Genomic DNA, 20,927 nt, shown 5'->3' with positions numbered 1-20,927 from the left:
AGGACAATCGCCTTAATTTTCAAGCTATGTTAGGCTACGGCGCATGAGCGGCTCTTCCTTCGTCCACCTCCACAACCACACCGAATACTCCATGCTGGACGGAATGGCCAACGTGGACTTGCTGGCGAAGGAAGTGGTACGCCAGGGAATGCCCGCCGTGGGCATGACCGACCACGGGAACATGTTCGGCGCGGACGCCTTCTACCGCGCGATGACCGCCGCGGGCGTGAAGCCCATCATCGGTATCGAGGCCTACATCGCGCCCGATTCCCGCTTCAATATGGACCGCGTTCGCTGGGGACGCCCCGAACAAAAACGCGACGACGTGTCCGCCTCCGGCGCTTACCTTCACCAGACCATGGTCGCGGAAAACGCCACGGGACTGCGCAACCTGTTCAAGTTGAGCTCCTACGCCTCCTACGAAGGGCAGCTGGGCAAGTGGCCCCGTATGGACGCGGACCTGATCGCGCAGCACGCCGAGGGGATCATCGCCACTACCGGCTGCCCCTCCGGAGACGTACAAACCCGCTTGCGCTTGGGCCAGTTCGATAAAGCCTTGGAGGCCGCCGCCACGTGGCAGGACATCTACGGTAAGGACAACTTCTTCCTGGAGCTGATGGACCACGGGCTGGAGATCGAAAAGCGCGTCCGCGACGATCTTCTGGAAGTGGGCAAGCGGCTCAACCTGCCGCCGTTGGTCACCAACGACTGCCACTATGTGCTGGAGCAGCAGGCGCCACAACACGAGGTGATGCTGTGCGTGCAAACCGGCGCCACCATGGATGAACCGACCCTGGACGAAGGCGGCAAGCGTTTCGCCTTTTCCGGCACCGGCTACTACCTGCGCTCCGCTGAGGACATCCGCGCGCAATGGGACAAAGTGGTGCCGAAGGGCTGCGACAACACCCTCTGGGTTGCCGAGCGCGTCCAGGATTACGGCGAGGTGTGGGAAGAGCACCCGCTGGACCGCATGCCGATCGCCGACGTTCCCGAAGGACACACGCCGACGTCCTGGCTCACCCACGAAGTGATGGCTGGCCTGGAAGAGCGCTTCCCGGGCCGCGAGGTTCCCCAGGAGTACATCGACCGCGCCGAATACGAAATCGGCGTGATCGACATGAAGGGATACCCCTCTTACTTCCTGATCGTGGCGGAGCTCATCAAGCACGCCCGCAGCATCGGCATCCGCGTGGGCCCCGGCCGTGGATCCGCCGCAGGTGCGCTCGTGGCCTATGCGCTGACGATCACCAACATCGACCCGATCGAACACGGGCTACTGTTCGAGCGCTTCCTGAACCCCGAGCGCCCGTCCGCACCCGATATCGATATCGACTTCGATGATCGCCGCCGTTCCGAAATGATCAAATATGCCTCCGACCGGTGGGGTGAAGACAAGATCGCCCAGGTGATCACCTTCGGTACCGTGAAAACGAAGCAGGCCCTGAAGGACGCCGCGCGTGCCCACTACGGCCAGGCGGGCTTCCAGCTGGCCGACCGCATCACGAAGGCGCTGCCGCCGGCGATCATGGCCAAGGACATCCCCCTGGCCGGCATCACCGACCCGAAGCACGAGCGCTACAACGAAGCCGCTGAGGTCCGCCAACTGATCGAAACGGACCCCGACGTCGCCAAGGTGTACAAGGACGCGCTGGGGCTCGAAGGCGTGATCCGCCAAGCCGGCGTGCACGCCTGCGCCGTGATTATGGCCTCCGTGCCACTGATGGATTGCATCCCGATGTGGAAGCGCCCCAACGACGGTGCCCTCATCACCGGCTGGCCATACCCTGCCTGCGAGGCCATCGGCCTGCTGAAGATGGACTTCCTGGGCCTCCGAAACCTCACGGTAATTGGCGACTGCCTGGATAACATCAAGAGCAACAGGGACTTCGAACTGGACCTCGAGGGCCTGGACATCGTCGACAAGCCCACCTATGAACTGCTGGCCCGCGGCGAGACCCTGGGGGTGTTCCAGCTGGACTCCGGCGGTATGCAGGAGCTGCTGACCCGCATGCAGCCCACCGAGTTCAACGACATCGTCGCCGCACTGGCCCTCTACCGCCCAGGCCCCATGGGCGTGGGCGCGCACTGGGAATACGCCGACCGCAAAAATGGCCGCAAACCCATTGTTCCGATCCACCCAGAATTGGAGGAGCCCCTCAAGGACATTCTGGAGGAAACCTATGGTCTGATCGTGTACCAGGAGCAGATCATGAGGATCTCTCAAAAGGTCGCGAACTACACTGCCGGTCAGGCAGACGGATTCCGCAAAGCCATGGGTAAAAAGAAGCCCGAGGTGCTGGAAAAAGAATTCGTGACCTTCGAGTCCGGCATGAAGGCCAATGGCTACTCGACTGAGGCTATTAACACCCTGTGGGAAACCATTCTTCCCTTCGCCGGATATGCATTTAACAAATCCCACGCGGCAGGCTACGGATTGGTGTCCTTCTGGACGGCCTACCTGAAGGCGAATTACGCGCCGGAATACATGGCGGCTCTGCTGACTTCCGTGTCCGATAAGAAGGATAAATCCGCCATTTATCTGGCAGACTGCCGTCACCTGGGTATCAAGGTGCTCTCGCCCGATGTCAACGAATCCGCCTACACCTTTCAATCCGTGGGGGAGGACATCCGCTTCGGACTGGGTGCTGTGCGCAACGTCGGCGAAGACGTGGTGCAATCCATCATCGCCTCTCGCAAGAAGCACGGCCACTTCAAGGACTTCTCCGACTACCTGGACAAAATCGATGTGGTCGCCGCTTCTAAACGCGTCACGGAATCCCTCATCAAGGCTGGCGCCTTCGACTCTTTGGGGCACTCTCGCAAGGGGCTGATGCTCGTCCACGAGGAAGCTGTGGACTCCGTCATCAGCACCAAAAAAGCTGCCGCGAAGGGACAGTTCGACCTGTTTAGTGGCCTGGGGGACGACGCGGCGGCGTCGGAGGCATTCCGCGTGGACGTCCCGGAACAGGAATGGGAGCGCAAGCATCAGCTGTCCCTGGAACGCGACATGCTGGGGCTGTACGTCTCCGGCCACCCGCTGGATGGTTTTGAGGATGCCCTGGACGCGCAGGTGGATACGCCGCTGACCGCGGTGCTTTCCCGCGAACTTCCGAACAAGAAGGAAGTGAAAATCGGCGGCATTATCAGCGGCGTGGACCGGCGCGTGGACCGCAACGGACAAACCTGGGTGATCGCCACGCTGGAGGACCAGCACGGCGCGCAGGTGGAGCTCCTCGTGTTCGCGAAGACCTATCAAATGGTCGCGCCGCAGATTGTCGAGGACAATATTGTGCTGGCCAAGGCGCGCGTGAATTACAAAGATGATCGCATGAGCCTGTTTTGCGAAGATCTCCGTTCCGCGGAGCTCAGCGTGGGCGCGGGATCCGGTATTCCGCTGCGGCTGAATATTCGCGTGGAGCAGGCCACGCCGGCGAATATGGAACGCCTCAAGCGTGTGCTGAGCCAGCATAAGGGCGATTCCGACGTGTATTTGACTTTGCTTGATGGCGACGAAACCGTCCAATTCCTCCTGGCGCCAGAGATGCGTGTGGATAAATCCTCCGGCCTCATTGGTGCGCTGAAGGCATCCACCTGGGAAGGCGTGCTGTCCTAATGGAGAGCTACCGACGCCCCGGCCCGGAAGAATACAGCGCCGAACTGGAGATTAAACGCTCGCAATTCCTCGGTTTTATCCGCAGGACCGAAACGGAGGACGAAGCCAGGCAGTTCATCCAGGACATTCGCGCGCGCTACCCGGACGCCCGGCATCACTGCAGTGCCTTCATCATCCACCAGGACGATGCGCAGCCGATCGAACGCTCCAGCGATGACGGCGAACCCGCCGGCACCGCCGGGCAGCCGATGCTGGATGTGCTGCGCGGATACATGGATATTACCGCCGTGGTGGTCCGCTACTTCGGTGGCGTGCTTTTGGGCACCGGCGGGCTGGTCCGGGCCTATCACGACGCCACCAAGGCCGCACTGGACACCGCCACGATCACCACGCGCCGCTCAGTTCATGAGCGCTTCATCGACGTCGATCACGCACAGGCCGGGAAACTGGAGGCGGAGATCCGCAACGCGGGGCATACCATCACGAACGTGGACTATGCGGAACATGTCACGATGACGGTCGCTACCACGGCACCGGAGGCGCTGGAGGCTGTGGTGGCACAAGCCACAGGCGGAACGGTGGATGTGCGTGGTGATGCCACAGTCTGGATTGACTAGACTAACCGGCATGAGCATGGATAACTACAACGGCGACATCATTGCACAACGCAAGGCGGAGGTGCGCAAGTACGCACGGGTGAGCCTGGTGACCATCGTGGTGGCCGTGGCCTCCCTCATCGCCGGAGCTGTGATGAGCAACAACTTCCTTCTCTTCATCGTTCCGCTCATCGCCGTGGCCGTATGCGGCGTGGGCTACTTTAAGATCCGTGCCATCGCTTCTCACAAGGACGAGTGGTGAGCACCCGGATCGACGCCTGGGTCTGGTCGGTGAGGATCTTCAAAACTCGCACCGCCGCCGCCGAAGCGTGCCGCGCCGGGCATGTGAAGATCAACGATGTGACGGTGAAGCCCTCGCAGTCCGTTGTGGTGGGGGACAGGGTGCGGGTGTGGGCCCACCACCGCGAGTACGTTCTGGAAGTTACCCAGCTTCTGAGTAAGCGCGTGGGCGCGCCCCTGGCCCGGGCGGCGTACATTGACCACTCGCCGCCACCGCCGTTGATCCCCTCGATGCCTCGACGCGACCGCGGTGCGGGACGGCCGACGAAGCGCGAGCGCCGGCAGCTGGAGAAGTTTATTCGTTAATCGTCCGCTGGCCTAGCTGCTGCCAGCGAGTGCCCAGACGCCCCGGCCGGCTGGCAGTGGTCTCCCCAATGTGCACGGTCTTGCGGATGTGCTCCCGGCCGTAGGTGAACAGCAGCATGTCATCGACCAGGCGCACCTGGCCCGGTTTGAAGCGGTAGCCCATCGCTGTGGTGAGCTGCGTGATGTTCTCCGGCGCGAGGAGATCAGCGAGGTCATCCACGGTGGTGAGGTCGTGGGCCGCCAACATGTCGATGGCATAAGTGTAATAATCCGCCCGCGACATCGGGTAGTCCTCGCCGACCAGCCGGGTGATCTGCTTCGGCAGGTGGGAGGCTTCCAACGTTCCGCTCGCGCGGCCATCGCGCACGGATTCCACGATGTCGGCGACCTTGTCGAACTGCTGATCCGCCAACTCAATCAAGCCCGCAGCCAGCGTAAAGGCGCGCGCGATCTGGGGATCATCGTGCTGTGGGTTCTTATAGCGCACGTCGTGCTCGAACTCCGCCCACGCGTGTTGAAGTACCGTGCGCAGCTGAATCTCGATGAGCTGCCCGTCCTCCTGCACAATGAGGTGCTGTGAGGCGTAGCCAAAGCGGCCTTCCTTCGCCGTTTCGGCGGCCTTATCAATCACAGAGACCACATCAAAGAGGTCGCTCAACACATCCACCAGCTGCGGGATCTGGGAAGAGTGGAACGTAATGACACGGATTCCGATGATGTCGTGGGCACTACGGAAGTCCTTGTAGTCGGGCAGCGCAGGATTGGCGATCTTCTTGGCATAGCTCTCGCGATCCTTGATGCGGATGGTCACCTGGTCGAAAGCGAGGCCGGCGTCGTCCAACTCGTCAATGACGCGGCGGCGCAGGTGCTCTACATAGTCACGATGAGTGGCGATCCAGGCATCATAGTCGTGGAGATGCTTCATTCTTGTCATTATTGCATTGCGGGGGTTGCAGGCAATACCCGGTGGAGATCTCATAGGGGCCCTTCCACTCCTTGATGGTTCCGGCCAGGTATTGAGGCCGAGCGCAGATCAAATCACCCTGGACGTAAATCACGGGCTCGCAGCCGAACAGGGCGGTGAGGGAGGTGCGCAAGAAACGGATGAGCTTGGGATGGGTGAGCGTGTGCGTTGCGGGATACGCGTCGTTGATGATGCGTACGCGGGCGGTGGTGTGATCATCCAGCCATGCGTACTGGAGATACTGCCCATCGTCCGCGAGGCTAATGAGCGTCTCGAAGAGCTTGTCTGCGGCGACATCCCAGCGGTCGCGCAGCATTCCGGCGCCGTCGGGGATCTCCACGTTGAGGTCGTCGCCGATACCCACGCGGGGCGGCAGGGTGAAGAGGTCAAAGGGTGCGTCAGTGAGTCTTAACATGCATTGTTAGACTCCGCGGCGCCTGAAAAGGTTCACACCATCGTCAAAAAATCTGCGAAGCTGACGATATTTATCTCTTGACCCTTGTCTTTGAGCTCCCTGGCGCGCTTTTCTTTGGAGGTCACGCTGGCCCATTCGCCGACGACTAGCATCGTGGTTTTCTTCGTGACGGACTTGGAGACCTTACCTCCGGCCTGGGCAATCATGTTCCACACGTCACCCTTGGAGTAGGGTTCCACGTCGCCGGTGACGCACACCACCTGGCCGTAGATCTGCCCGTCGATGTCCGCGTCCGTGTTGGTTTCAGGCACCACGTCTGGGGTGGCGACCTTCGACCATGGGGCTCGCGTGGGGGTCTTCGAGGTGCGCGAGCTGCCGGACTCTGTTGCCTCCGCCACCCATTCCTCGGCGCTGGGGCCAGCAGTGTTAGGTCCAGTGGAGTCAGGCCGTGCGGAGTCTGATCCTACCGACGCCGGGTCGCCAGGAACCTCGTCGAGAGGATAGCCCGCCTGCAGCGCGGTCAGTCGCCCATCGATCACACGAAAGTCATCTGCGCGACCTGCCGAGAAATTGATGCGCACCGGATCCCCGTCGTGCAGCAGGTCGATGTGGCCGGGGGAGTGGGTATCCGGTGCTTTTTTATACCAGCCGATCAGTGAAGACGCCGGAATCGTGGCGCTATCCCACAGGCTGTTCGCCAGCCCCGTGCGTGTGACCTTGATGTGGTCGGGTGTGATCTGGATGTCTGCTCCGCGCGCGTGCATGTGCCCCAGCCTAGTGGTTGCTCAACAATGCGCGCACGCCGGGTATCACGTCGATCCTGTGTGGTTCGTCGACGCCCAGCCGTTGCGCGGCTTCCTCGCGTGCTTGGTGATCCATCGCCGCGCCGAGGACGTAATGCCACACTGCCGGGGGAAGGTGGTTGCTGGGATCGTGCTCCAACGTTCCCGAGGCCGATGCGGCGAGTGTGATTTCAGCCCCGGACGGGAGTGAACACAGAGCGGTGAATAGCGCCACGCAATATGTCTCGAGATCCTCTTCGGTGTGGTTAATTCCTTGGATGAGCGTGTCTGCTATTGCCCCCAAAAGTGCCTGCTTGCTGGGGAAATGCCAGTAGAGGGCGCCCGGTGCCACCCCGAGCTGACGGGCTAGGCGGCGCATCGTGAGATCGGCCAAACCGTACTCGCGGAGGATACCCGTGGCGGTTTCGAGGATCAAAGCTCTGTGTAATTGCACTCTTTAAGGGTAGTCTTAGGAACATGAATTATCGCAAGTCTTTAGTTGCCGCTGTTCTGGCGGTCCCGATGTTGTTGACCGCCTGTGGTTCCGATGATGAGGCCGACCAGAATGCCTCGATGAAGCAGAGCAGTTCTGCCTCTACGTCGTCTACAGACGCTCCAGAGGGAGACAAGGCCAAGCAGGACGAGGAAGCCAAGAAGGCAGACGAAGCGAAAAAGGCTGAAGACGCGAAGAAGGCCGAGGGCGAGCAGCCTGCTGAGGGGCAGCCACGCCCTGCAGAAGGGGAGGAGACGGCACCGGGAGGACCTGCCCTTCCAGCGATCGGTGGCGGCGTGGTGAAGCCCATTGAGGGTGGTCAGCCTGCAAACGATGAAGATCGGCAGCAAATCACGGCAGTGGTGGACAAGCTGGGCGGCGGCACCGTGGAGAACTACTTGAACGCCGCCGCGGATAACGCCTGCACCCCGTTCCTGGAGCGCAATGGTGGTATCGGAGCAGTGAAGCAGTCGATTGCTGCCGCGTCTGCAAACCAACAGTTCGTCGAGGTGAATAGCAACATGCCGAAACTCGCCGTCAATGACATTCAGGTCAACGGTGATCACGCGACAGCGAACGTCTCCGCCGCTGGAGCGTCGGACAATCTTCCGTTCGCCCGTGAAAATGGGCAGTGGAAGCTCTGCCCATCCTCCTAAACAACGCTAGGTGTCCATGAAACAAAGTGCGTTGGTGCTGTGGGTTACCTGCGTGGTGTTTAGCCTCGGCGCTGCAGTGTGGGCGTGGACCTACCCGCTTACTGAGGTTCTGGTGACGCCTTCCCATGGTGCGGAGAGCATCCCCGGGACCGAAGGAGCGGGCTTTTCCGCGTTTGTCCGCTTCGTTGTCGCAACCACGGTGTTAGGGCTGGGCACTGCGCTGTGGGTGTTTAGATCCCAGAGGCGTGGTGTGTGGCCGATGCTGTGGACCACGCTGGTGGTGGCGTTTGCCACCTGGTGGTTCCTGTTCTTCGGTTCGTACTTGGTGGATGTGTTCCACCCACTCGTGGAGGGAAAGCCCGCTCCGGGGACCGTGGTGGAGGTCGCCACCCTGGTGCGCCCTTCCGTTGGTTTGTTGGCTGCCCCCACGATTGCGCTGTGCTGCTATTGGATCTCAGCGAACGTGATGATGGCCGGGAACCCCAACGACGCCGACTAGAGTTCGTTGCCGGCGTCGCCTACTAGAGTTCGATGTCGGCGACGCCGACTAGAGTTCGTCGCGCCGCTGCTTGAGCTCCTGCAACATCACCTCAAGATCTTCTGCATCCGGCAGAGCCGTGACCAGGTCCTCGGCGATGTCGAGTGCTTTATCGGTGAACTCCAGTTCTCGATTATTCAAGAAAACGGTCGCGTTCGTGAGGTGTGCCTCGGCAACTACCCAGAGGTAATCCGGGTGAGCAGGATCCTTGCGCAGGATGTCCCAGCCTTTGTGGGCATACTCAATGTCGTTCGAGTCGATGGCCAGTGCGAAATAAGCCTGAGCTGCCGCGATGTAGTTTTCCAGCCGAACCAGCACCGCGGCTCGTCGTTCCTGGAGTTCGACGGTGGGCTCACCCAGATACATGCTCGACAGGGACGCGACGGTGTAGCATTGCACCGCATTATCTAAGTCGCCGTTCATCTCGCACCACTCGGCAGTGCCTCGGGCTAGTGTGAGCGCATAGTTGAAGTCCTCGATCTCGTAGGCCGCCTCGGCGCAGGCCGCGCTGAGCTCAAGAATCGCCGGCGCTATCGGTGCAGCCTCCATCTCATCCAGCATGGTGCGGGCCAGGCGGTAGGCCCTCTCCTCCTTGCCGCAGGCCATGAAGCCCCGGCAGGCAAGCTCCGTGCGGCGCAGCGCGATCAGTGGGGCGTTCAGCTCGCAGGCGATGTATGCGCAGGTCTCCCAGTGTTCCGCGATGGACTCCGAGTACGTATCCTCGTTCGCCAAGCACTCCATCAGATCGAAGTGCGCGAGCATGTCATAGGCCTCGAAACGCGTGATCGCATTGTCCGGAAACTTCTGAAGAATCTCCTCAGCCAGTGCTCTGGCCTTCTCTGGTTGGCCTTGGGTCCACGCCTCCTGCGCGAACCATAACTGACGATCGGCTTCGGAGGGCGCCCGCGTGCCAAACGTTCGCACGAACTCGGCAAACTGGGGAGCCAGGGCCGCGCCCTCGATGTTGGATGCCACGGTGTAGGCCGTGGTACTCGCCAGCACCAGCTTGCCCGCCGTGGTGCTATCCCACTCAGAATTCGCATACTCCGTTAGGTCTTGAGCCAACTCCTCCAACATCGCGCCGGCGTCGGGAAGCTCGACGGTTTGGGTTTCTCCGTTGATCGATTGATAGGCGAGGTGCGCCCGAGCGATGAGAGCAACCGCCGGATCGTGGGTCTCGGCCCAGGACTGCATCTCCTGCAGCGCGTGTACTGCCTCATCGGCCATACCCAGGCAGTCGGCGGCGCCGGCGCGCAGAGAATAAAACTCACCCAGCGGCTCCGTGGGCTCCTCCAACCAGAACTGTGTGGCGTACTGGTGCATGATGCGCCAGCTCTCAGCAGTCCGGCCATCCTTGGCGGCCTGGGCTGACGAGCGAAGGAGCGACTCCAGGGTAGTGTGCATAAATTACACTTTAGAGATTAGACTTTAGGCATGTCTATCCAGTTGCGTCGCACCGATCTTCGCGGAAACGTCCCGTCCACCTCCCAGCTCCGTCGAGTATTACCCCGAGGGGGAACGGATGTGGATTCTGTGATTCCCCAGGTAGCACCTGTGGTGGATGCGGTGAGGGAGCGCGGAGCCGCCGCCGCACTGGACTACGGCGAGACGTTCGATGGCGTGCGCCCCGAAGCCATCCAGGTGCCGCAGTCTATTATCGACGCCGCCGTCGACGCACTCCCAGCCGCCGAAATCACCGCCCTGGAGGAGGCCATTCGCCGAGTCCGCGCCTTCCACGCTACCCAGGTTCCCCAAGACCACGACGTGGAGATCGCGCCGGGCGGCGTGGTGTCCGAGCGCTGGATCCCGATCCAGCGCGTGGGGTTGTACGTGCCGGGCGGTAAGGCCGTGTACCCATCGTCGGTGATTATGAATGTTGTGCCCGCCCAGGAAGCTGGCGTGCAGTCCCTGGTGGTTTCCAGCCCGCCGCAGGACACCGGGTGGCCGCACACCACTGTGCTGGCTGCCTGCAAGCTCCTCGGAGTGGATGAAGTCTGGGCCGTGGGCGGCGCCCAGGCCGTGGCCCTCATGGCCTACGGCGATGAGGACCTGGAGCCGGTCGACATCATCACCGGCCCCGGCAATATCTTCGTCACGGCGGCTAAGCGCCTGGTCCGCTCGGTGGTGGGGATTGACTCGGAGGCCGGCCCCACGGAGATCGCCATCCTGGCCGATAAGACGGCGGACCCCGTGGAGGTTGCCTATGACCTCATCAGTCAGGCCGAGCACGATCCCATGGCCGCAAGCGTGCTGATCACCGATTCCACCGAGCTCGCAGATGCCGTGGAGAAGGAAATCGCAGCACGCTATGAGCAGACTCTCAATGCAGACCGCGTAGCGGAAGCGCTCAACGGGCAGCAGTCAGGCATTGTGATGGTCGATGACATGGAGGCTGGGCGTCGGGTGGCAGATGCGTACGCGGCAGAACATCTGGAGGTGCACACGGCGAATGCGCAGCGCGACGCAGCGGGCATCACCAACGCAGGCGCAATTTTCGTGGGTCGCTACAGCCCCGTCCCCCTCGGTGACTACGCCGCGGGCAGCAACCATGTGCTGCCCACCAGCGGCACGGCCCGCCATTCCTCCGGCCTGTCCACCCACACGTTCCTCAAATCGGTACACGTGGTGAACTACACCAAGGACGCCCTGCGCGAGATTTCCGAGACAGTCATCACGCTCTCCCAGGCCGAGCGACTGCCCGCACACGGCGAGGCCATCAAGGCACGCTTCGAAGAACACTAAGGAGTAGTTATGGCATTGCACGATCTACCCCTGCGCGACGAGCTGCGGGGACAATCCGCCTATGGCGCACCCCAGCTGCACGTAGCAAACCAGCTGAACACGAACGAAAACCCTTTTGCTCCATCGGAGGCGATCGTTGACGATATCGCCCAGGAAGTGGCGCGGCTGGGGCGCACCTTGAACCGTTACCCGGAGCGCGATTGCGTGGATCTGCGAGAGGACCTTGCGGCGTACGTGAGCCGGCAGACGGGCGTGACCGTCGATGCATCGATGGTGTGGGCCGCCAACGGATCCAACGAGGTGCTGCAGCAGCTGCTGCAGGCTTTCGGTGGGCCGGGGCGCTCCGCGATGGGATTTGTCCCGAGTTATTCGATGCACCCGATTTTGTGCGCGGGTACGCACACGGAATTCATTGCGGTGGAGCGCCAGGAATCGGACGATTTTGCCATTGACGTGGCTGCGGCGTTGCAGGAAATCGACAGGCACTCGCCGGATGTCGTTTTTATTACGACGCCCAACAACCCGACCGGAAACCTCACTCCTCTGGATGATATTCGCGCGGTGACGAAGGCTGCCCCTGGCATCGTGATTGTGGATGAGGCCTATGCGGAGTTCACCGATTCTCCGAGCGCATTAACGCTGTTGGAGGAGTTCCCAAATAAGCTGGTGGTCTCCCGGACGATGTCCAAGGCATTTGATTTCGCCGGCGGCCGACTGGGCTATTTCGTGGCCGACCCCGCTTTTATTGAAGCTGTGATGCTGGTGCGTTTGCCGTATCACCTGTCCACCCTGAGCCAGGCTGCGGCGCGGGTGGCGCTGAGGCACAGCGAGGATACCCTGGCGACGGTCGCGACGCTGGCGGCGGAACGCGATCGTGTGGTCGCGGAGCTGCGTGCCGCGGGAATCCGCGTGATCGATAGCCATTCGAATTTTATTTTCTTCGGCCCTGTGGACGATGCCGCCGCTATCTGGCAGCAGTATTTGGATCACGACGTGCTCATTCGCGACGTAGGTGTTCCGGGGTGGCTGCGCGCCACTATTGGGCTCCCACAGGAAAATGACGCATTCCTGGCGGCCACGGCAAAGATTTTTAAGGAGACATAACGGATGAGTCGCATTGGAAAAGTCACCCGCACCACTCGGGAATCTGACATTACGGTGGAATGGAATCTCGATGGAACGGGAAAGACCGACATCCACACGGGCCTGCCGTTTTTCGACCACATGCTCACCGCACTCGGCGCCCACGGCAGTTTTGATTTGACGGTGCACGCCACAGGAGATGTGGAGATCGACGCGCATCACACGGTGGAGGACACCGCGATTGTGATGGGGCAGGCCCTGGCAGAAGCGCTGGGGGATAAGCGCGGAGTGCGCCGTTTCGGCGACGCATATATTCCGATGGATGAGACCCTGGCGCACGCCATTGTTGATGTGTCCGGCCGTCCTTATTACGTTGGTACCGGTGAGCCGGACAGCATGATCAACGCTGTGATCGGTGGCCACTATGCCACGGTGATTAATCAGCACTTTTTCGAGTCCCTGGCCTTCAACGCTCGCATCGCGCTGCACGTGCGCTGCCTGTATGGTCGGGATCCTCACCACATCACCGAGGCGGAGTTTAAGGCAGTTGCCCGTGCACTGCGCGAGGCGGTGGAAGACGATCCGCGGGTGGCTGGAATCCCATCGACGAAAGGAAGCCTGTAATCAAGGAATTACTGAAGACCCCCGGACTACCCGCCACGCTCGTGGCGGTTTTCTGTGCTTTTGGCGGCTGGTCACTGCTCCTGCCTGTGATCCCGCTGGCGATTATCGACAATGGCGGTTCGGATTCCCTGGCGGGGCTCTCGACCGCTGTGTTCATGGCGTCCACTGTGATCACGCAGGCGTTCACGCCGTGGTTGCTGCGCACCGTCGGATTCAGGCCAGTGCTGATGCTGAGTGGATTGATGCTGGGCCTCCCGGCGGCCATGCACCTGCTGAGCTTTGAACCCTGGGTGGTGCTGGCCGTGGCGATCGTGCGCGGCGTCGGTTTTGGTGCGGTGACGGTGACTGAGGCGGCATTGATCTCAGAGCTGGTGCCACCGGAGTTGATCGGTCGGTCCTCAGGCGTGTACGGGCTGGCGGTGGGATCCAGCCAGCTTCTCGCCTTTCCTGTGGGATTATGGGTCCATTCGGCCTTCGGTGACGCCGTGTTCTGGATTGCGGTGATCGGAGCTGTGGTCGGAGCCGTGGCCGCACTGGGGCTGCCGTCCATCAAGGCCGCGGATCGGGAGAAGCGCTCCTCCGAAGGCACGAGCACGTGGAGGCTTTTGTTGCTACCCGGCGTGGCCATCGGTGCCGCGGCGACCGGCTTCGCTGCTTTTTCCACGTTTATGGCCCCGGCGACGTCGGCTGCTATCAGTGGCGTTGTCCTGTCTGTGCTGGGTGGTATGCAAATGGGCTCGCGCCTGGTGGCGGGAACTTTGGCGGACCGGGTGGGCTACCCGGGCAAGGCCCTGGTCCCGGCGCTCGTCCTGTGCGCGGCCGGCGTGGGCGTGGCCACCTGGATGATCGTCAACGGGCAGCACTCCTGGGCACTGGCGATCCTGGCAGCAGCCCTGTTCGGTTCCGGTTTCGGTGCGGTGCAAAACGAGGCGTTGCTGCTCATGTTCCACCGCCTGCCACGCTCGAAGGCCAGCGTGGCCTCGGCTGTGTGGAACATGAGTTTCGACTCCGGAACCGGCGCAGGTGCACTGCTGCTCGGCGTGGTGGCCACCAGCTTCGCCTACCAGGGAGCGTTCCTGGCATCCGGCCTCATTATCGTCTTAGCGTTGGGTGCAGCGGCATTCTCAAAGGTAGGGAAGTAATATGTCACCTATGGCTGAGACTCAACCCACGGTTGCGCTGCTGGATTACGGCAGCGGTAATGTTCGTTCCGCACAGCGCGCTGTCGAGCGCGCCGGTGCGCAGGTTATCGTGACGAATGACCCCACGGTTGTTCTGAAGGCCGATGGTCTGTTGGTGCCGGGCGTCGGTGCGTTCGCAGCGTGCATGAAGGGGCTGAAAGAGGTGCACGGCGACCGCATGATCGGCCAGATGCTCGCCGGTGGCCGCCCGGTGCTGGGCATCTGCGTCGGAATGCAGATCATGTTCGAGCACGGTGTGGAGTTCGCAGACCACGGTGACCACGGCAGCACCGACGGCTGTGGTGAATGGCCGGGAACCGTGGACAAGCTGGATGCCGATGTTCTGCCGCACATGGGCTGGAACACGGTGGAAGTCCAGGACGGTAGCACCATGTTTGCCGGCGTGGAGCAGGAACGCTTCTACTTCGTGCACTCCTATGGTGTGCGCGAATGGGAGCTCTTCACTGATGGTCGCACCGAAGCGCCGAAAGTACACTGGGCAGAGCACGGGCGCTCGCGTTTTGTCGCAGCGGTAGAAAACGGGCCGTTGTGGGCCACCCAATTCCACCCGGAAAAGTCCGGCGACGCCGGCGCGGCACTGCTCCGCAACTGGGTCTCTACCCTGTAAACCACGCGCCCTCATTTATTCTGATTACTAGTTAAAGAATCACTTCACGTTAGGATTTCGGACATGACCTCTTCCGCATCGCAGCCCTTGACCCTTCTCCCCGCCGTTGACGTGGCCGATGGTCAGGCCGTGCGCCTCGTACAGGGTGCAGCGGGAACCGAAACCAGCTACGGCGCTCCACTGGACGCGGCCCTGGCCTGGCAGAACGCCGGCGCCGAGTGGGTGCACTTGGTGGACCTGGACGCGGCCTTCGGCCGTGGATCCAACTTTGAGCTGCTCAAGGAGGTCACCGGCACGCTGGACGTGAATGTGGAGCTCTCCGGAGGTATCCGTGACGACGAGTCCCTGCAGCGCGCACTGTCCACGGGCTGCCGCCGCGTGAACATCGGCACGGCCGCGCTGGAGGATCCCGAGTGGTGCGAATCCGTCATCCAGCGCTACGGGGATCGCGTGGCCATCGGCCTGGATACACGCGAGGTGGATGGCGAGTGGCGCCTGCGCGGCCGCGGCTGGACGTCCGATGGCGGCGAGCTGTGGGAGGTTCTGGAGCGCCTGGATTCCCAGGGCGTATCTCGTTTGGTGGTGACTGACGTGTCCCGTGATGGCATGCTCACCGGCCCCAACATTGATCTTCTTCGTGACGTGGCCGCTGCAACGTCGGCACCAGTCGTGGCCTCCGGCGGCATCTCCAGCCTGGATGACATCCGCGCTCTGGCTGCGGTGGTCCACGAAGGCGTGGATTCTGCGATTCTGGGCAAGGCGCTGTATGCCGGCAAGTTCACGTTGGAAGAAGCCTTGGAGGCGTCCCGACCATGAACGACGAATTAGATACAAGGTCACTGCTGGCGATCGCCGAGGCAGTGGTCGATGAAGCCGAAACCATCTTCACTGCCGCGGTCGGCGCCCAGCCGGAGGTCATGAAAGCTCCCGGCGATTTCGCCACGGAAGCGGACCTGAACGTGGAGCGCCACCTGCGCACCTTGCTGTCCCAGTACACGGGCTTGCCCGTTCATGGCGAGGAGTTCGGGACCGTCATGCCCGGCCAGGTTGTGGAGCATAATGCCAACGACGCCCTGGCGGACGGTCTGGACGGCCCCCGTCGACAGCTCGCGGCCCCACCGCGCAACAATGATCTGCCCGAGACGTTTTGGGTGGTCGATCCGATTGACGGCACCGCCAACTACGCGGTGGGCAACCCCTTCGCCTGCATCTTGGTGTCCTTGGTGCACCGCGGGCAGACGCTGCTCTCGGTCACGGAAATGCCTCTGCTGGGCAAGCGCATTACCGCACGCCAGGGCCACGGCGTGAGCGTGGACGGCATGCCTGCACGCCCCATGCCGCACTCCGATCCTGGTGTGACGCAGATCAGCTTCGGCTCGATTCTCTCGCAGCGTCGCGGAAACCTGCCGATCAGTTACCGGCAGGACATGCTTAACGAAATCGGTAAGTCCTACCCGCGCATGCGTGTGACGGGCTCGGTGGGCATTGACTTGGCGTTCACCGCCGCCGGTGTGTTTGGTGGCACGGTGACCTTCAGCCCGAACTTGTGGGACAACGCCGCGGGCATCCTGGCCGTGGAAGAAAACGGCGGCATCGCCACGGACTTCGCCGGCAATCCATGGCGCCCTGGGGTGTCCGGCTTGGTGGCGGGTGAGCCGGAGGTTCATTCCACCTTGCTTCAGCACATCCAGGCGGTTCCAATTGGAACCGCCGCTAGAAACCTGCAGGATATTAGGGACCGAGGAGGCATTCGATGAGCGTGACCGTGCGGGTGATTCCCTGCCTGGACGTCGATAACGGCCGAGTGGTCAAGGGCGTGAACTTCGAAGGGCTGCGCGATGCGGGTGATCCCGTGGAGCTGGCCCAGCGCTACGATCGCGAGGGGGCTGACGAGCTGACGTTTCTGGACGTCTCGGCGTCGAAGGATGGGCGCGGCACGATTCTGGACGTGGTGCGTCGCACCGCCGATCAGGTGTTCATCCCGCTGACTGTGGGCGGGGGAGTGCGCAGCGAAGAGGACGTGGATGCATTGCTGCGCGCTGGCGCGGACAAGGTGTCCTTGAACTCCTCGGCCATTGCCCGCCCGGAGTTGCTGCGGGAGCTGTCCCAGCGTTTCGGCGCGCAGTGCATCGTGTTGTCCATCGACGCCCGCCGCGCCGAGGGCTACCCCTCCGGCTTCGAAGTCACCACCCATGGTGGAACGAAATCCGCTGGCGTGGATGCCATCGAGTGGGCCAAGCAGGGCGAAGCGCTGGGCGTGGGCGAAATCCTTCTGAACTCCATGGATGGGGATGGCACGAAGCAGGGCTTCGATATCGAACTGATCGAGGCGGTGCGAGCCGTGGTGACGATTCCCGTCATCGCTTCGGGCGGCGCGGGTGCCGCCAAGGACTTCCCACCGGCGGTTGCGGCGGGTGCCGACGCGGTGCTGGCGGCGTCCATTTTCCACTTCGGTGAGGTGGAGATTAAGGACGTCAAGCAGGCCATGGCCGAAGCCGGCAGCGAGGTGCGCCTATGAGCTCGGCCGGGGAATCCCCAGCAGACTACCCTTTGGACCCCGCCATTGCAGCACGCCTGAAGCGCAATGAGGCAGGGCTGGTGCCCGCGGTGGTGCAAGATGCCACCAGCGGAGACGTCCTGATGATGGCGTGGATGAACGACCATGCGCTGGCACACACCCTGGCCACCCGCAAGGGAACCTACTGGTCGCGCTCCCGCGAATCCTATTGGATCAAGGGAGAAACCAGCGGGCACACTCAAAAGGTCGTTGACGTGCGGCTGGACTGCGACGGGGACACCATTTTGCTGAAGGTGGAGCAGCGTGGCGCGGCGTGCCACACCGGGACGTGGACCTGTTTCGACGCCGACGGTCTGCTCGAGTAGCGGCCGTGGCACAATAGACGGCATGACTACGGTAACCAGTCGTGACGACTTCCTGCGACGCGCACGAACCCACCGAGTAGTACCGGTGGTGCGCACAGTCTTGGCAGACCACGAAACTGCACTGAGCGCCTACCGAAAACTAGCCGCCGGACGGCCGGGCACATTCCTGCTGGAGTCCGCGGCCCACGGACAATCCTGGGACCGCTATTCCTTCATCGGCACGGGCGCGCGCTGCGCGCTCGTGGCGAAGGACTCCCCGGCGCGGTGGATCGGCACCCCGCCGGTGGACATCGATCTGGGTGACAGCCCCTTGGAAGCGGTCACCAACACCCTGCAGGCGCTGCATACGCAACGCGATCCGGAGCTGCCTCCGCTCACCAGCGGCTTGGTGGGGTACATGGCCTACGACATGGTGCGCTACATCGAGGATCTCCCCAACACTTGCGTGGATGATCTGGACATCCCGGATATGGTGCAGCTGCTGGTGGAGGACATGGCGGTCGTCGATCACCATGAGGGGACGATCATTCTCATCGCCAACGCCATCAACTGGGATAATTCCGAGGCGCGGGCGAACGAGGTCTACGACGAGGCCGTGGAACGCATCAACGCCATGGTCGCGCGATTGGGTGAGTCGCTGGCGGTGGGCGTCGAAGATTTTGAGACGCCTGCACCGCAGCCACGCCGCCAGCGTAGCCTGGACGACCACAAACGACGCATCGAAGAAACCAAGGAACACATCCGCGCGGGGGATGCCTTCCAGATTGTGCTCAGCCAGCGTTTTGAGGTGGACACTACCGTGCCTGCGCTGGACATCTACCGCATGCTGCGGCATTCCAACCCCAGCCCGTACATGTTCCTGCTGAACGTGCCGAATGAGGATTTCAGCGAGACGGCTTTTCAGATCGTGGGTTCCTCCCCGGAGTCCTTGGTACAGGTGCGTGACCGCCAGGTGACGACCTTCCCGATCGCGGGATCGCGGCCGCGCGGCGCGAACGTGGAGGAGGACCAGCTGCTGGAAAAGGAGCTGGTGGGCGATGAGAAGGAAAACTCGGAGCACCTGATGCTGGTGGATCTGGGGCGCAATGACTTGGGGCGTGTGAGCGTGCCCGGCACGGTGGAGGTACACGACTTCCGGCATGTGGAGCGCTATTCGGCGATCATGCACCTGGTCTCGGGCGTGTCCGGGTACCTGGCCGAGGGTAAGACCGCGGTGGATGCTTTTGCCGCAACGTTCCCGGCCGGAACGCTGTCTGGCGCGCCGAAGCCGTCGGCGATGAAGATCATTGACGAGCTCGAGGATTCCCGGCGCGGCGTGTACGGCGGAACCGTGGGCTACTTCGACTTCGCGGGCAACACGGACCAGGCTATTGCCATCCGCTCGGGCGTGTACAAAGACGGGACCGTGTATGTCCAAGCCGGCGGGGGAATTGTCGCTGATTCCGATCCGGATGCGGAGGACCTCGAGACCCGCAACAAGGCCGCGGCGGTGCTGCGCGCCGTGGCTGCGGCAGAGACCCTGTACTGACCGCTGTGACAAGTAAAAGGTGAACTGATGAAGAACACGCGCTCTGTACGCGCCGTGGCCTTGGCGCTGGTGGTGCTGTCTGCTGCAGGCCTGTGGTTGGCTGGCCGAATGACCTACCTCACGGTGGACATTTCGGACGACAAGGCCGGGGACTCTGTGAAGGACCTGGTGGGATCCGTGTGGGATCCAGCTGCTACTCCGCTGGCGCTGGCGATGCTGGCGTCCTTGATCGCCATGCTGGCGGTGCCTGTGGTGCTTCGCCGTGTGCTCGGCGTGATCATCGCCGTACTGGCCGGCACCGCGAGCTTCCGTTCCGTGCAACTGCTCACCACCGAGGTGGACCTGCGGCGCGCCCACGACATCCTGACCTCGGGGGTGGGAACGCAAAAGCAATCCGACCCGTTGCAGGTATCCGGGTGGGCCATGGTGACCGACGCCCACGTGCACGCCTTCCCCGTCGCCTTGGCCATTGCGGCGGCAGCGTGTGGAGTGTGTGGAGGAGTGCTCATCATGATGAAGCCGGGGGAGAGCTCGCGCGGCCATAGCCGCTACGAAACCCCGGAGGCCCGCCGCGAGGGGGTAGAGGAGGACCTGCGCCAGAACCCGGACTCCACGCGCGTGCTGTGGGACGCGTTGGATTCGGGGGTAGACCCCACGGATGTCGACCCCACGGATGATGGTGATTTTCCCTCAAAGACATCCCGTCGCTAACCTTTAGTGGAACGTTACTTGAGGAGGACAAGACAGCATGAGCAGTGTGTTGGACGAGATCATCGCGGGAGTGCTTGAGGATCAAGCGCAGCGCGAGGCCAAGATTCCCTATGCGGAGATCAAAGCCATGTCTTTAGACGCCCCTCCGGCGCTCGATGCTTATGCGGCGTTGTCTGGCCCCAATGTGAAGGTCATCGCTGAGGTCAAGCGCGCAAGCCCTTCCAAGGGACACCTTGCTGAGATCGCGGAGCCGGAAGTGCTCGCCGCGGCCTATGACGCGAACGGTGCCAGCGTGATCTCCTGCCTGACAGAGCAGCGACGCTTCCGCGGTTCCCTGGAGGACTTCGACAAGGTCCGCGCGGCGGTGAACATTCCGCTGCTGCGCAAGGACTTCATCGTGAACCCGTATCAGATTCACGAGGCGCGTGCGCACGGTGCCGATGTGGTGCTGTTGATCGTGGCGGCGCTCGAGCAGGAGCGTCTGGTCTCCCTCATGGACCGCGTGGAGTCCCTGGGCATGACCGCCTTGGTGGAGGTCCACACCGAAGAGGAAGCACAGCGAGCCGTGGAGGCCGGGGCGAAGGTGATCGGCGTAAACGCCCGAAACCTGAAGACCCTGGAGGTTAACATGAACGTGTTCTCCGAGATCGCCCCTTCCTTGCCGAATGATGTCATTAAGGTGGCGGAGTCCGGAGTGCGCGATAAGCGGGATCTGCTGGCCTACGCTGGCGCTGGAGCGGACGCTATTTTGGTGGGCGAAGGTTTGGTCACTGCCGGTAACCCGGGCGCTGCCTGCAAGGCACTGGTGGCTGCAGGGCAACATCCCTCGTGTCCAAACAAGGGTGACTAAACGTGATGTCTACGCTGGCAGGTACTATCGAGAC

At 62.3% G+C, this 20,927-nt stretch carries 23 protein-coding genes; 18 read left to right on the top strand and 5 right to left on the bottom strand.

Going from position 1 to position 20,927, the window contains the following annotated elements:
- Positions 1–43: 43 nt before the first annotated feature.
- Genes dnaE through GC425_RS05995 form a run of 4 tightly spaced genes read left to right on the top strand, consistent with a single transcriptional unit; the run spans position 44 to position 4,815 of the window.
- On the top strand, positions 44–3,613 hold the full coding sequence (gene dnaE, locus GC425_RS06010; RefSeq protein WP_257822504.1) for a DNA polymerase III subunit alpha: 3,570 nt from the start codon (positions 44–46) through the stop codon (positions 3,611–3,613).
- Positions 3,613–4,230 (top strand): YigZ family protein, encoded by a 618-nt coding sequence (locus GC425_RS06005; RefSeq protein WP_257822502.1) that lies wholly within the window; start codon positions 3,613–3,615, stop codon positions 4,228–4,230. The genes dnaE and GC425_RS06005 overlap by 1 nt, the downstream gene beginning before the upstream one ends.
- 10 nt (positions 4,231–4,240) lie before the next feature.
- A complete protein-coding gene (locus tag GC425_RS06000; protein ID WP_151843102.1) occupies positions 4,241–4,471 on the top strand; it encodes a hypothetical protein in 231 nt (76 codons plus the stop codon).
- Entirely contained in the window at positions 4,468–4,815 is a 348-nt protein-coding gene (locus GC425_RS05995; protein WP_257822500.1) for an RNA-binding S4 domain-containing protein, read from the top strand. The genes GC425_RS06000 and GC425_RS05995 overlap by 4 nt, the downstream gene beginning before the upstream one ends.
- On the opposite strand, the gene GC425_RS05990 is transcribed toward GC425_RS05995, so the two are convergent.
- Genes GC425_RS05990 through GC425_RS05975 form a run of 4 tightly spaced genes read right to left on the bottom strand, consistent with a single transcriptional unit; the run spans position 4,805 to position 7,430 of the window.
- Positions 4,805–5,740 carry a hypothetical protein gene (locus tag GC425_RS05990; protein ID WP_308240243.1) on the bottom strand — a complete coding sequence of 312 codons (936 nt, stop codon included), beginning with the start codon at positions 5,738–5,740 and terminating at the stop codon, positions 4,805–4,807. The genes GC425_RS05995 and GC425_RS05990 overlap by 11 nt on opposite strands.
- Entirely contained in the window at positions 5,718–6,194 is a 477-nt protein-coding gene (locus tag GC425_RS05985; protein ID WP_151843105.1) for a hypothetical protein, read from the bottom strand. Before GC425_RS05985 ends, GC425_RS05990 begins: the two co-directional genes overlap by 23 nt.
- A 32-nt stretch (positions 6,195–6,226) precedes the next feature.
- Positions 6,227–6,958 carry a BRCT domain-containing protein gene (locus GC425_RS05980; RefSeq protein ID WP_151844362.1) on the bottom strand — a complete coding sequence of 244 codons (732 nt, stop codon included), beginning with the start codon at positions 6,956–6,958 and terminating at the stop codon, positions 6,227–6,229.
- A 10-nt stretch (positions 6,959–6,968) separates the two neighbouring features.
- Positions 6,969–7,430 carry a TetR/AcrR family transcriptional regulator gene (locus tag GC425_RS05975; RefSeq protein ID WP_151844361.1) on the bottom strand — a complete coding sequence of 154 codons (462 nt, stop codon included), beginning with the start codon at positions 7,428–7,430 and terminating at the stop codon, positions 6,969–6,971.
- Positions 7,431–7,453: 23 nt separating this feature from the next.
- On the opposite strand from GC425_RS05975, the gene GC425_RS05970 reads away from it, so the two are divergent.
- Positions 7,454–8,125, top strand: coding sequence for a hypothetical protein (locus GC425_RS05970; protein WP_257822496.1), 672 nt, complete (start codon positions 7,454–7,456; stop codon positions 8,123–8,125).
- A gap of 16 nt (positions 8,126–8,141) precedes the next feature.
- Positions 8,142–8,624 (top strand): hypothetical protein, encoded by a 483-nt coding sequence (locus tag GC425_RS05965; protein ID WP_257822495.1) that lies wholly within the window; start codon positions 8,142–8,144, stop codon positions 8,622–8,624.
- A gap of 48 nt (positions 8,625–8,672) precedes the next feature.
- On the opposite strand, the gene GC425_RS05960 is transcribed toward GC425_RS05965, so the two are convergent.
- Positions 8,673–10,067, bottom strand: a complete 1,395-nt coding sequence (locus tag GC425_RS05960; RefSeq protein ID WP_257822493.1) for a hypothetical protein — start codon at positions 10,065–10,067, stop codon at positions 8,673–8,675.
- Positions 10,068–10,097: 30 nt separating this feature from the next.
- Here GC425_RS05960 and hisD point away from each other — a divergent pair, with 30 nt between their 5' ends.
- The 12 genes from hisD to trpC all read left to right on the top strand — a co-directional run bounded on the left by hisD (position 10,098) and on the right by trpC (position 20,893).
- A complete protein-coding gene (hisD, locus tag GC425_RS05955; protein WP_257822491.1) occupies positions 10,098–11,405 on the top strand; it encodes a histidinol dehydrogenase in 1,308 nt (435 codons plus the stop codon).
- 9 nt (positions 11,406–11,414) lie between these two features.
- Entirely contained in the window at positions 11,415–12,509 is a 1,095-nt protein-coding gene (locus GC425_RS05950) for a histidinol-phosphate transaminase (RefSeq protein WP_257822489.1), read from the top strand.
- Positions 12,510–12,512: 3 nt separating this feature from the next.
- On the top strand, positions 12,513–13,112 hold the full coding sequence (hisB, locus tag GC425_RS05945; RefSeq protein ID WP_151843113.1) for an imidazoleglycerol-phosphate dehydratase HisB: 600 nt from the start codon (positions 12,513–12,515) through the stop codon (positions 13,110–13,112).
- Between the two features lie 41 nt (positions 13,113–13,153).
- Positions 13,154–14,254 (top strand): MFS transporter, encoded by a 1,101-nt coding sequence (locus tag GC425_RS05940; protein WP_231699743.1) that lies wholly within the window; start codon positions 13,154–13,156, stop codon positions 14,252–14,254.
- Between the two features lie 10 nt (positions 14,255–14,264).
- Positions 14,265–14,921: an imidazole glycerol phosphate synthase subunit HisH gene (gene hisH, locus GC425_RS05935; protein WP_225723595.1), complete on the top strand. Its 657-nt coding sequence runs from the start codon at positions 14,265–14,267 to the stop codon at positions 14,919–14,921.
- A 63-nt stretch (positions 14,922–14,984) separates the two neighbouring features.
- A complete protein-coding gene (priA, locus tag GC425_RS05930; RefSeq protein WP_151843116.1) occupies positions 14,985–15,737 on the top strand; it encodes a bifunctional 1-(5-phosphoribosyl)-5-((5-phosphoribosylamino)methylideneamino)imidazole-4-carboxamide isomerase/phosphoribosylanthranilate isomerase PriA in 753 nt (250 codons plus the stop codon).
- Positions 15,734–16,678 (top strand): inositol monophosphatase, encoded by a 945-nt coding sequence (locus tag GC425_RS05925; protein WP_151843117.1) that lies wholly within the window; start codon positions 15,734–15,736, stop codon positions 16,676–16,678. Before priA ends, GC425_RS05925 begins: the two co-directional genes overlap by 4 nt.
- A complete protein-coding gene (hisF, locus tag GC425_RS05920) occupies positions 16,675–17,439 on the top strand; it encodes an imidazole glycerol phosphate synthase subunit HisF (protein WP_257822485.1) in 765 nt (254 codons plus the stop codon). Before GC425_RS05925 ends, hisF begins: the two co-directional genes overlap by 4 nt.
- Positions 17,436–17,804 (top strand): phosphoribosyl-AMP cyclohydrolase, encoded by a 369-nt coding sequence (gene hisI / locus GC425_RS05915; protein ID WP_151844351.1) that lies wholly within the window; start codon positions 17,436–17,438, stop codon positions 17,802–17,804. Before hisF ends, hisI begins: the two co-directional genes overlap by 4 nt.
- Positions 17,805–17,826: 22 nt before the next feature.
- Positions 17,827–19,332, top strand: a complete 1,506-nt coding sequence (locus GC425_RS05910; RefSeq protein WP_151844350.1) for an anthranilate synthase component I — start codon at positions 17,827–17,829, stop codon at positions 19,330–19,332.
- 27 nt (positions 19,333–19,359) lie between these two features.
- Complete coding sequence (locus tag GC425_RS05905) at positions 19,360–20,043, top strand: TIGR02234 family membrane protein (RefSeq protein ID WP_192930401.1); 684 nt, start codon at positions 19,360–19,362, stop codon at positions 20,041–20,043.
- 37 nt (positions 20,044–20,080) lie between these two features.
- Positions 20,081–20,893 carry an indole-3-glycerol phosphate synthase TrpC gene (gene trpC / locus GC425_RS05900; RefSeq protein ID WP_151843122.1) on the top strand — a complete coding sequence of 271 codons (813 nt, stop codon included), beginning with the start codon at positions 20,081–20,083 and terminating at the stop codon, positions 20,891–20,893.
- Positions 20,894–20,927 lie beyond the last annotated feature (34 nt).

It is taken from the genome of Corynebacterium sp. zg254, assembly GCF_024701495.1.
In the GTDB taxonomy this organism is placed as follows: Bacteria; Actinomycetota; Actinomycetes; order Mycobacteriales; family Mycobacteriaceae; genus Corynebacterium; species Corynebacterium zhongnanshanii.
Note: the sequence above shows the minus strand (reverse complement) of the source record. Positions and strands in the feature narration are given on the sequence as shown.

What these genes read in the sequence shown, in the direction of transcription:
- GC425_RS05990 (WP_308240243.1), bottom strand. Translation starts at nt 5,740, where the DNA reads ATGAAGCATCTCCACGACTATGATGCCTGGATCGCCACTCATCGTGAC.
- GC425_RS06005 (WP_257822502.1), top strand. Translation starts at nt 3,613, where the DNA reads ATGGAGAGCTACCGACGCCCCGGCCCGGAAGAATACAGCGCCGAACTG.
- hisD (WP_257822491.1), top strand. Translation starts at nt 10,098, where the DNA reads ATGTCTATCCAGTTGCGTCGCACCGATCTTCGCGGAAACGTCCCGTCC.
- trpC (WP_151843122.1), top strand. Translation starts at nt 20,081, where the DNA reads ATGAGCAGTGTGTTGGACGAGATCATCGCGGGAGTGCTTGAGGATCAA.
- GC425_RS05950 (WP_257822489.1), top strand. Translation starts at nt 11,415, where the DNA reads ATGGCATTGCACGATCTACCCCTGCGCGACGAGCTGCGGGGACAATCC.
- GC425_RS05970 (WP_257822496.1), top strand. Translation starts at nt 7,454, where the DNA reads ATGAATTATCGCAAGTCTTTAGTTGCCGCTGTTCTGGCGGTCCCGATG.
- GC425_RS05960 (WP_257822493.1), bottom strand. Translation starts at nt 10,067, where the DNA reads ATGCACACTACCCTGGAGTCGCTCCTTCGCTCGTCAGCCCAGGCCGCC.
- GC425_RS05985 (WP_151843105.1), bottom strand. Translation starts at nt 6,194, where the DNA reads ATGTTAAGACTCACTGACGCACCCTTTGACCTCTTCACCCTGCCGCCC.
- GC425_RS05905 (WP_192930401.1), top strand. Translation starts at nt 19,360, where the DNA reads ATGAAGAACACGCGCTCTGTACGCGCCGTGGCCTTGGCGCTGGTGGTG.
- priA (WP_151843116.1), top strand. Translation starts at nt 14,985, where the DNA reads ATGACCTCTTCCGCATCGCAGCCCTTGACCCTTCTCCCCGCCGTTGAC.
- dnaE (WP_257822504.1), top strand. Translation starts at nt 44, where the DNA reads ATGAGCGGCTCTTCCTTCGTCCACCTCCACAACCACACCGAATACTCC.
- GC425_RS05980 (WP_151844362.1), bottom strand. Translation starts at nt 6,958, where the DNA reads ATGCACGCGCGCGGAGCAGACATCCAGATCACACCCGACCACATCAAG.
- hisH (WP_225723595.1), top strand. Translation starts at nt 14,265, where the DNA reads ATGGCTGAGACTCAACCCACGGTTGCGCTGCTGGATTACGGCAGCGGT.
- hisI (WP_151844351.1), top strand. Translation starts at nt 17,436, where the DNA reads ATGAGCTCGGCCGGGGAATCCCCAGCAGACTACCCTTTGGACCCCGCC.
- GC425_RS05925 (WP_151843117.1), top strand. Translation starts at nt 15,734, where the DNA reads ATGAACGACGAATTAGATACAAGGTCACTGCTGGCGATCGCCGAGGCA.
- GC425_RS05910 (WP_151844350.1), top strand. Translation starts at nt 17,827, where the DNA reads ATGACTACGGTAACCAGTCGTGACGACTTCCTGCGACGCGCACGAACC.
- GC425_RS06000 (WP_151843102.1), top strand. Translation starts at nt 4,241, where the DNA reads ATGAGCATGGATAACTACAACGGCGACATCATTGCACAACGCAAGGCG.
- GC425_RS05965 (WP_257822495.1), top strand. Translation starts at nt 8,142, where the DNA reads ATGAAACAAAGTGCGTTGGTGCTGTGGGTTACCTGCGTGGTGTTTAGC.
- hisF (WP_257822485.1), top strand. Translation starts at nt 16,675, where the DNA reads ATGAGCGTGACCGTGCGGGTGATTCCCTGCCTGGACGTCGATAACGGC.
- hisB (WP_151843113.1), top strand. Translation starts at nt 12,513, where the DNA reads ATGAGTCGCATTGGAAAAGTCACCCGCACCACTCGGGAATCTGACATT.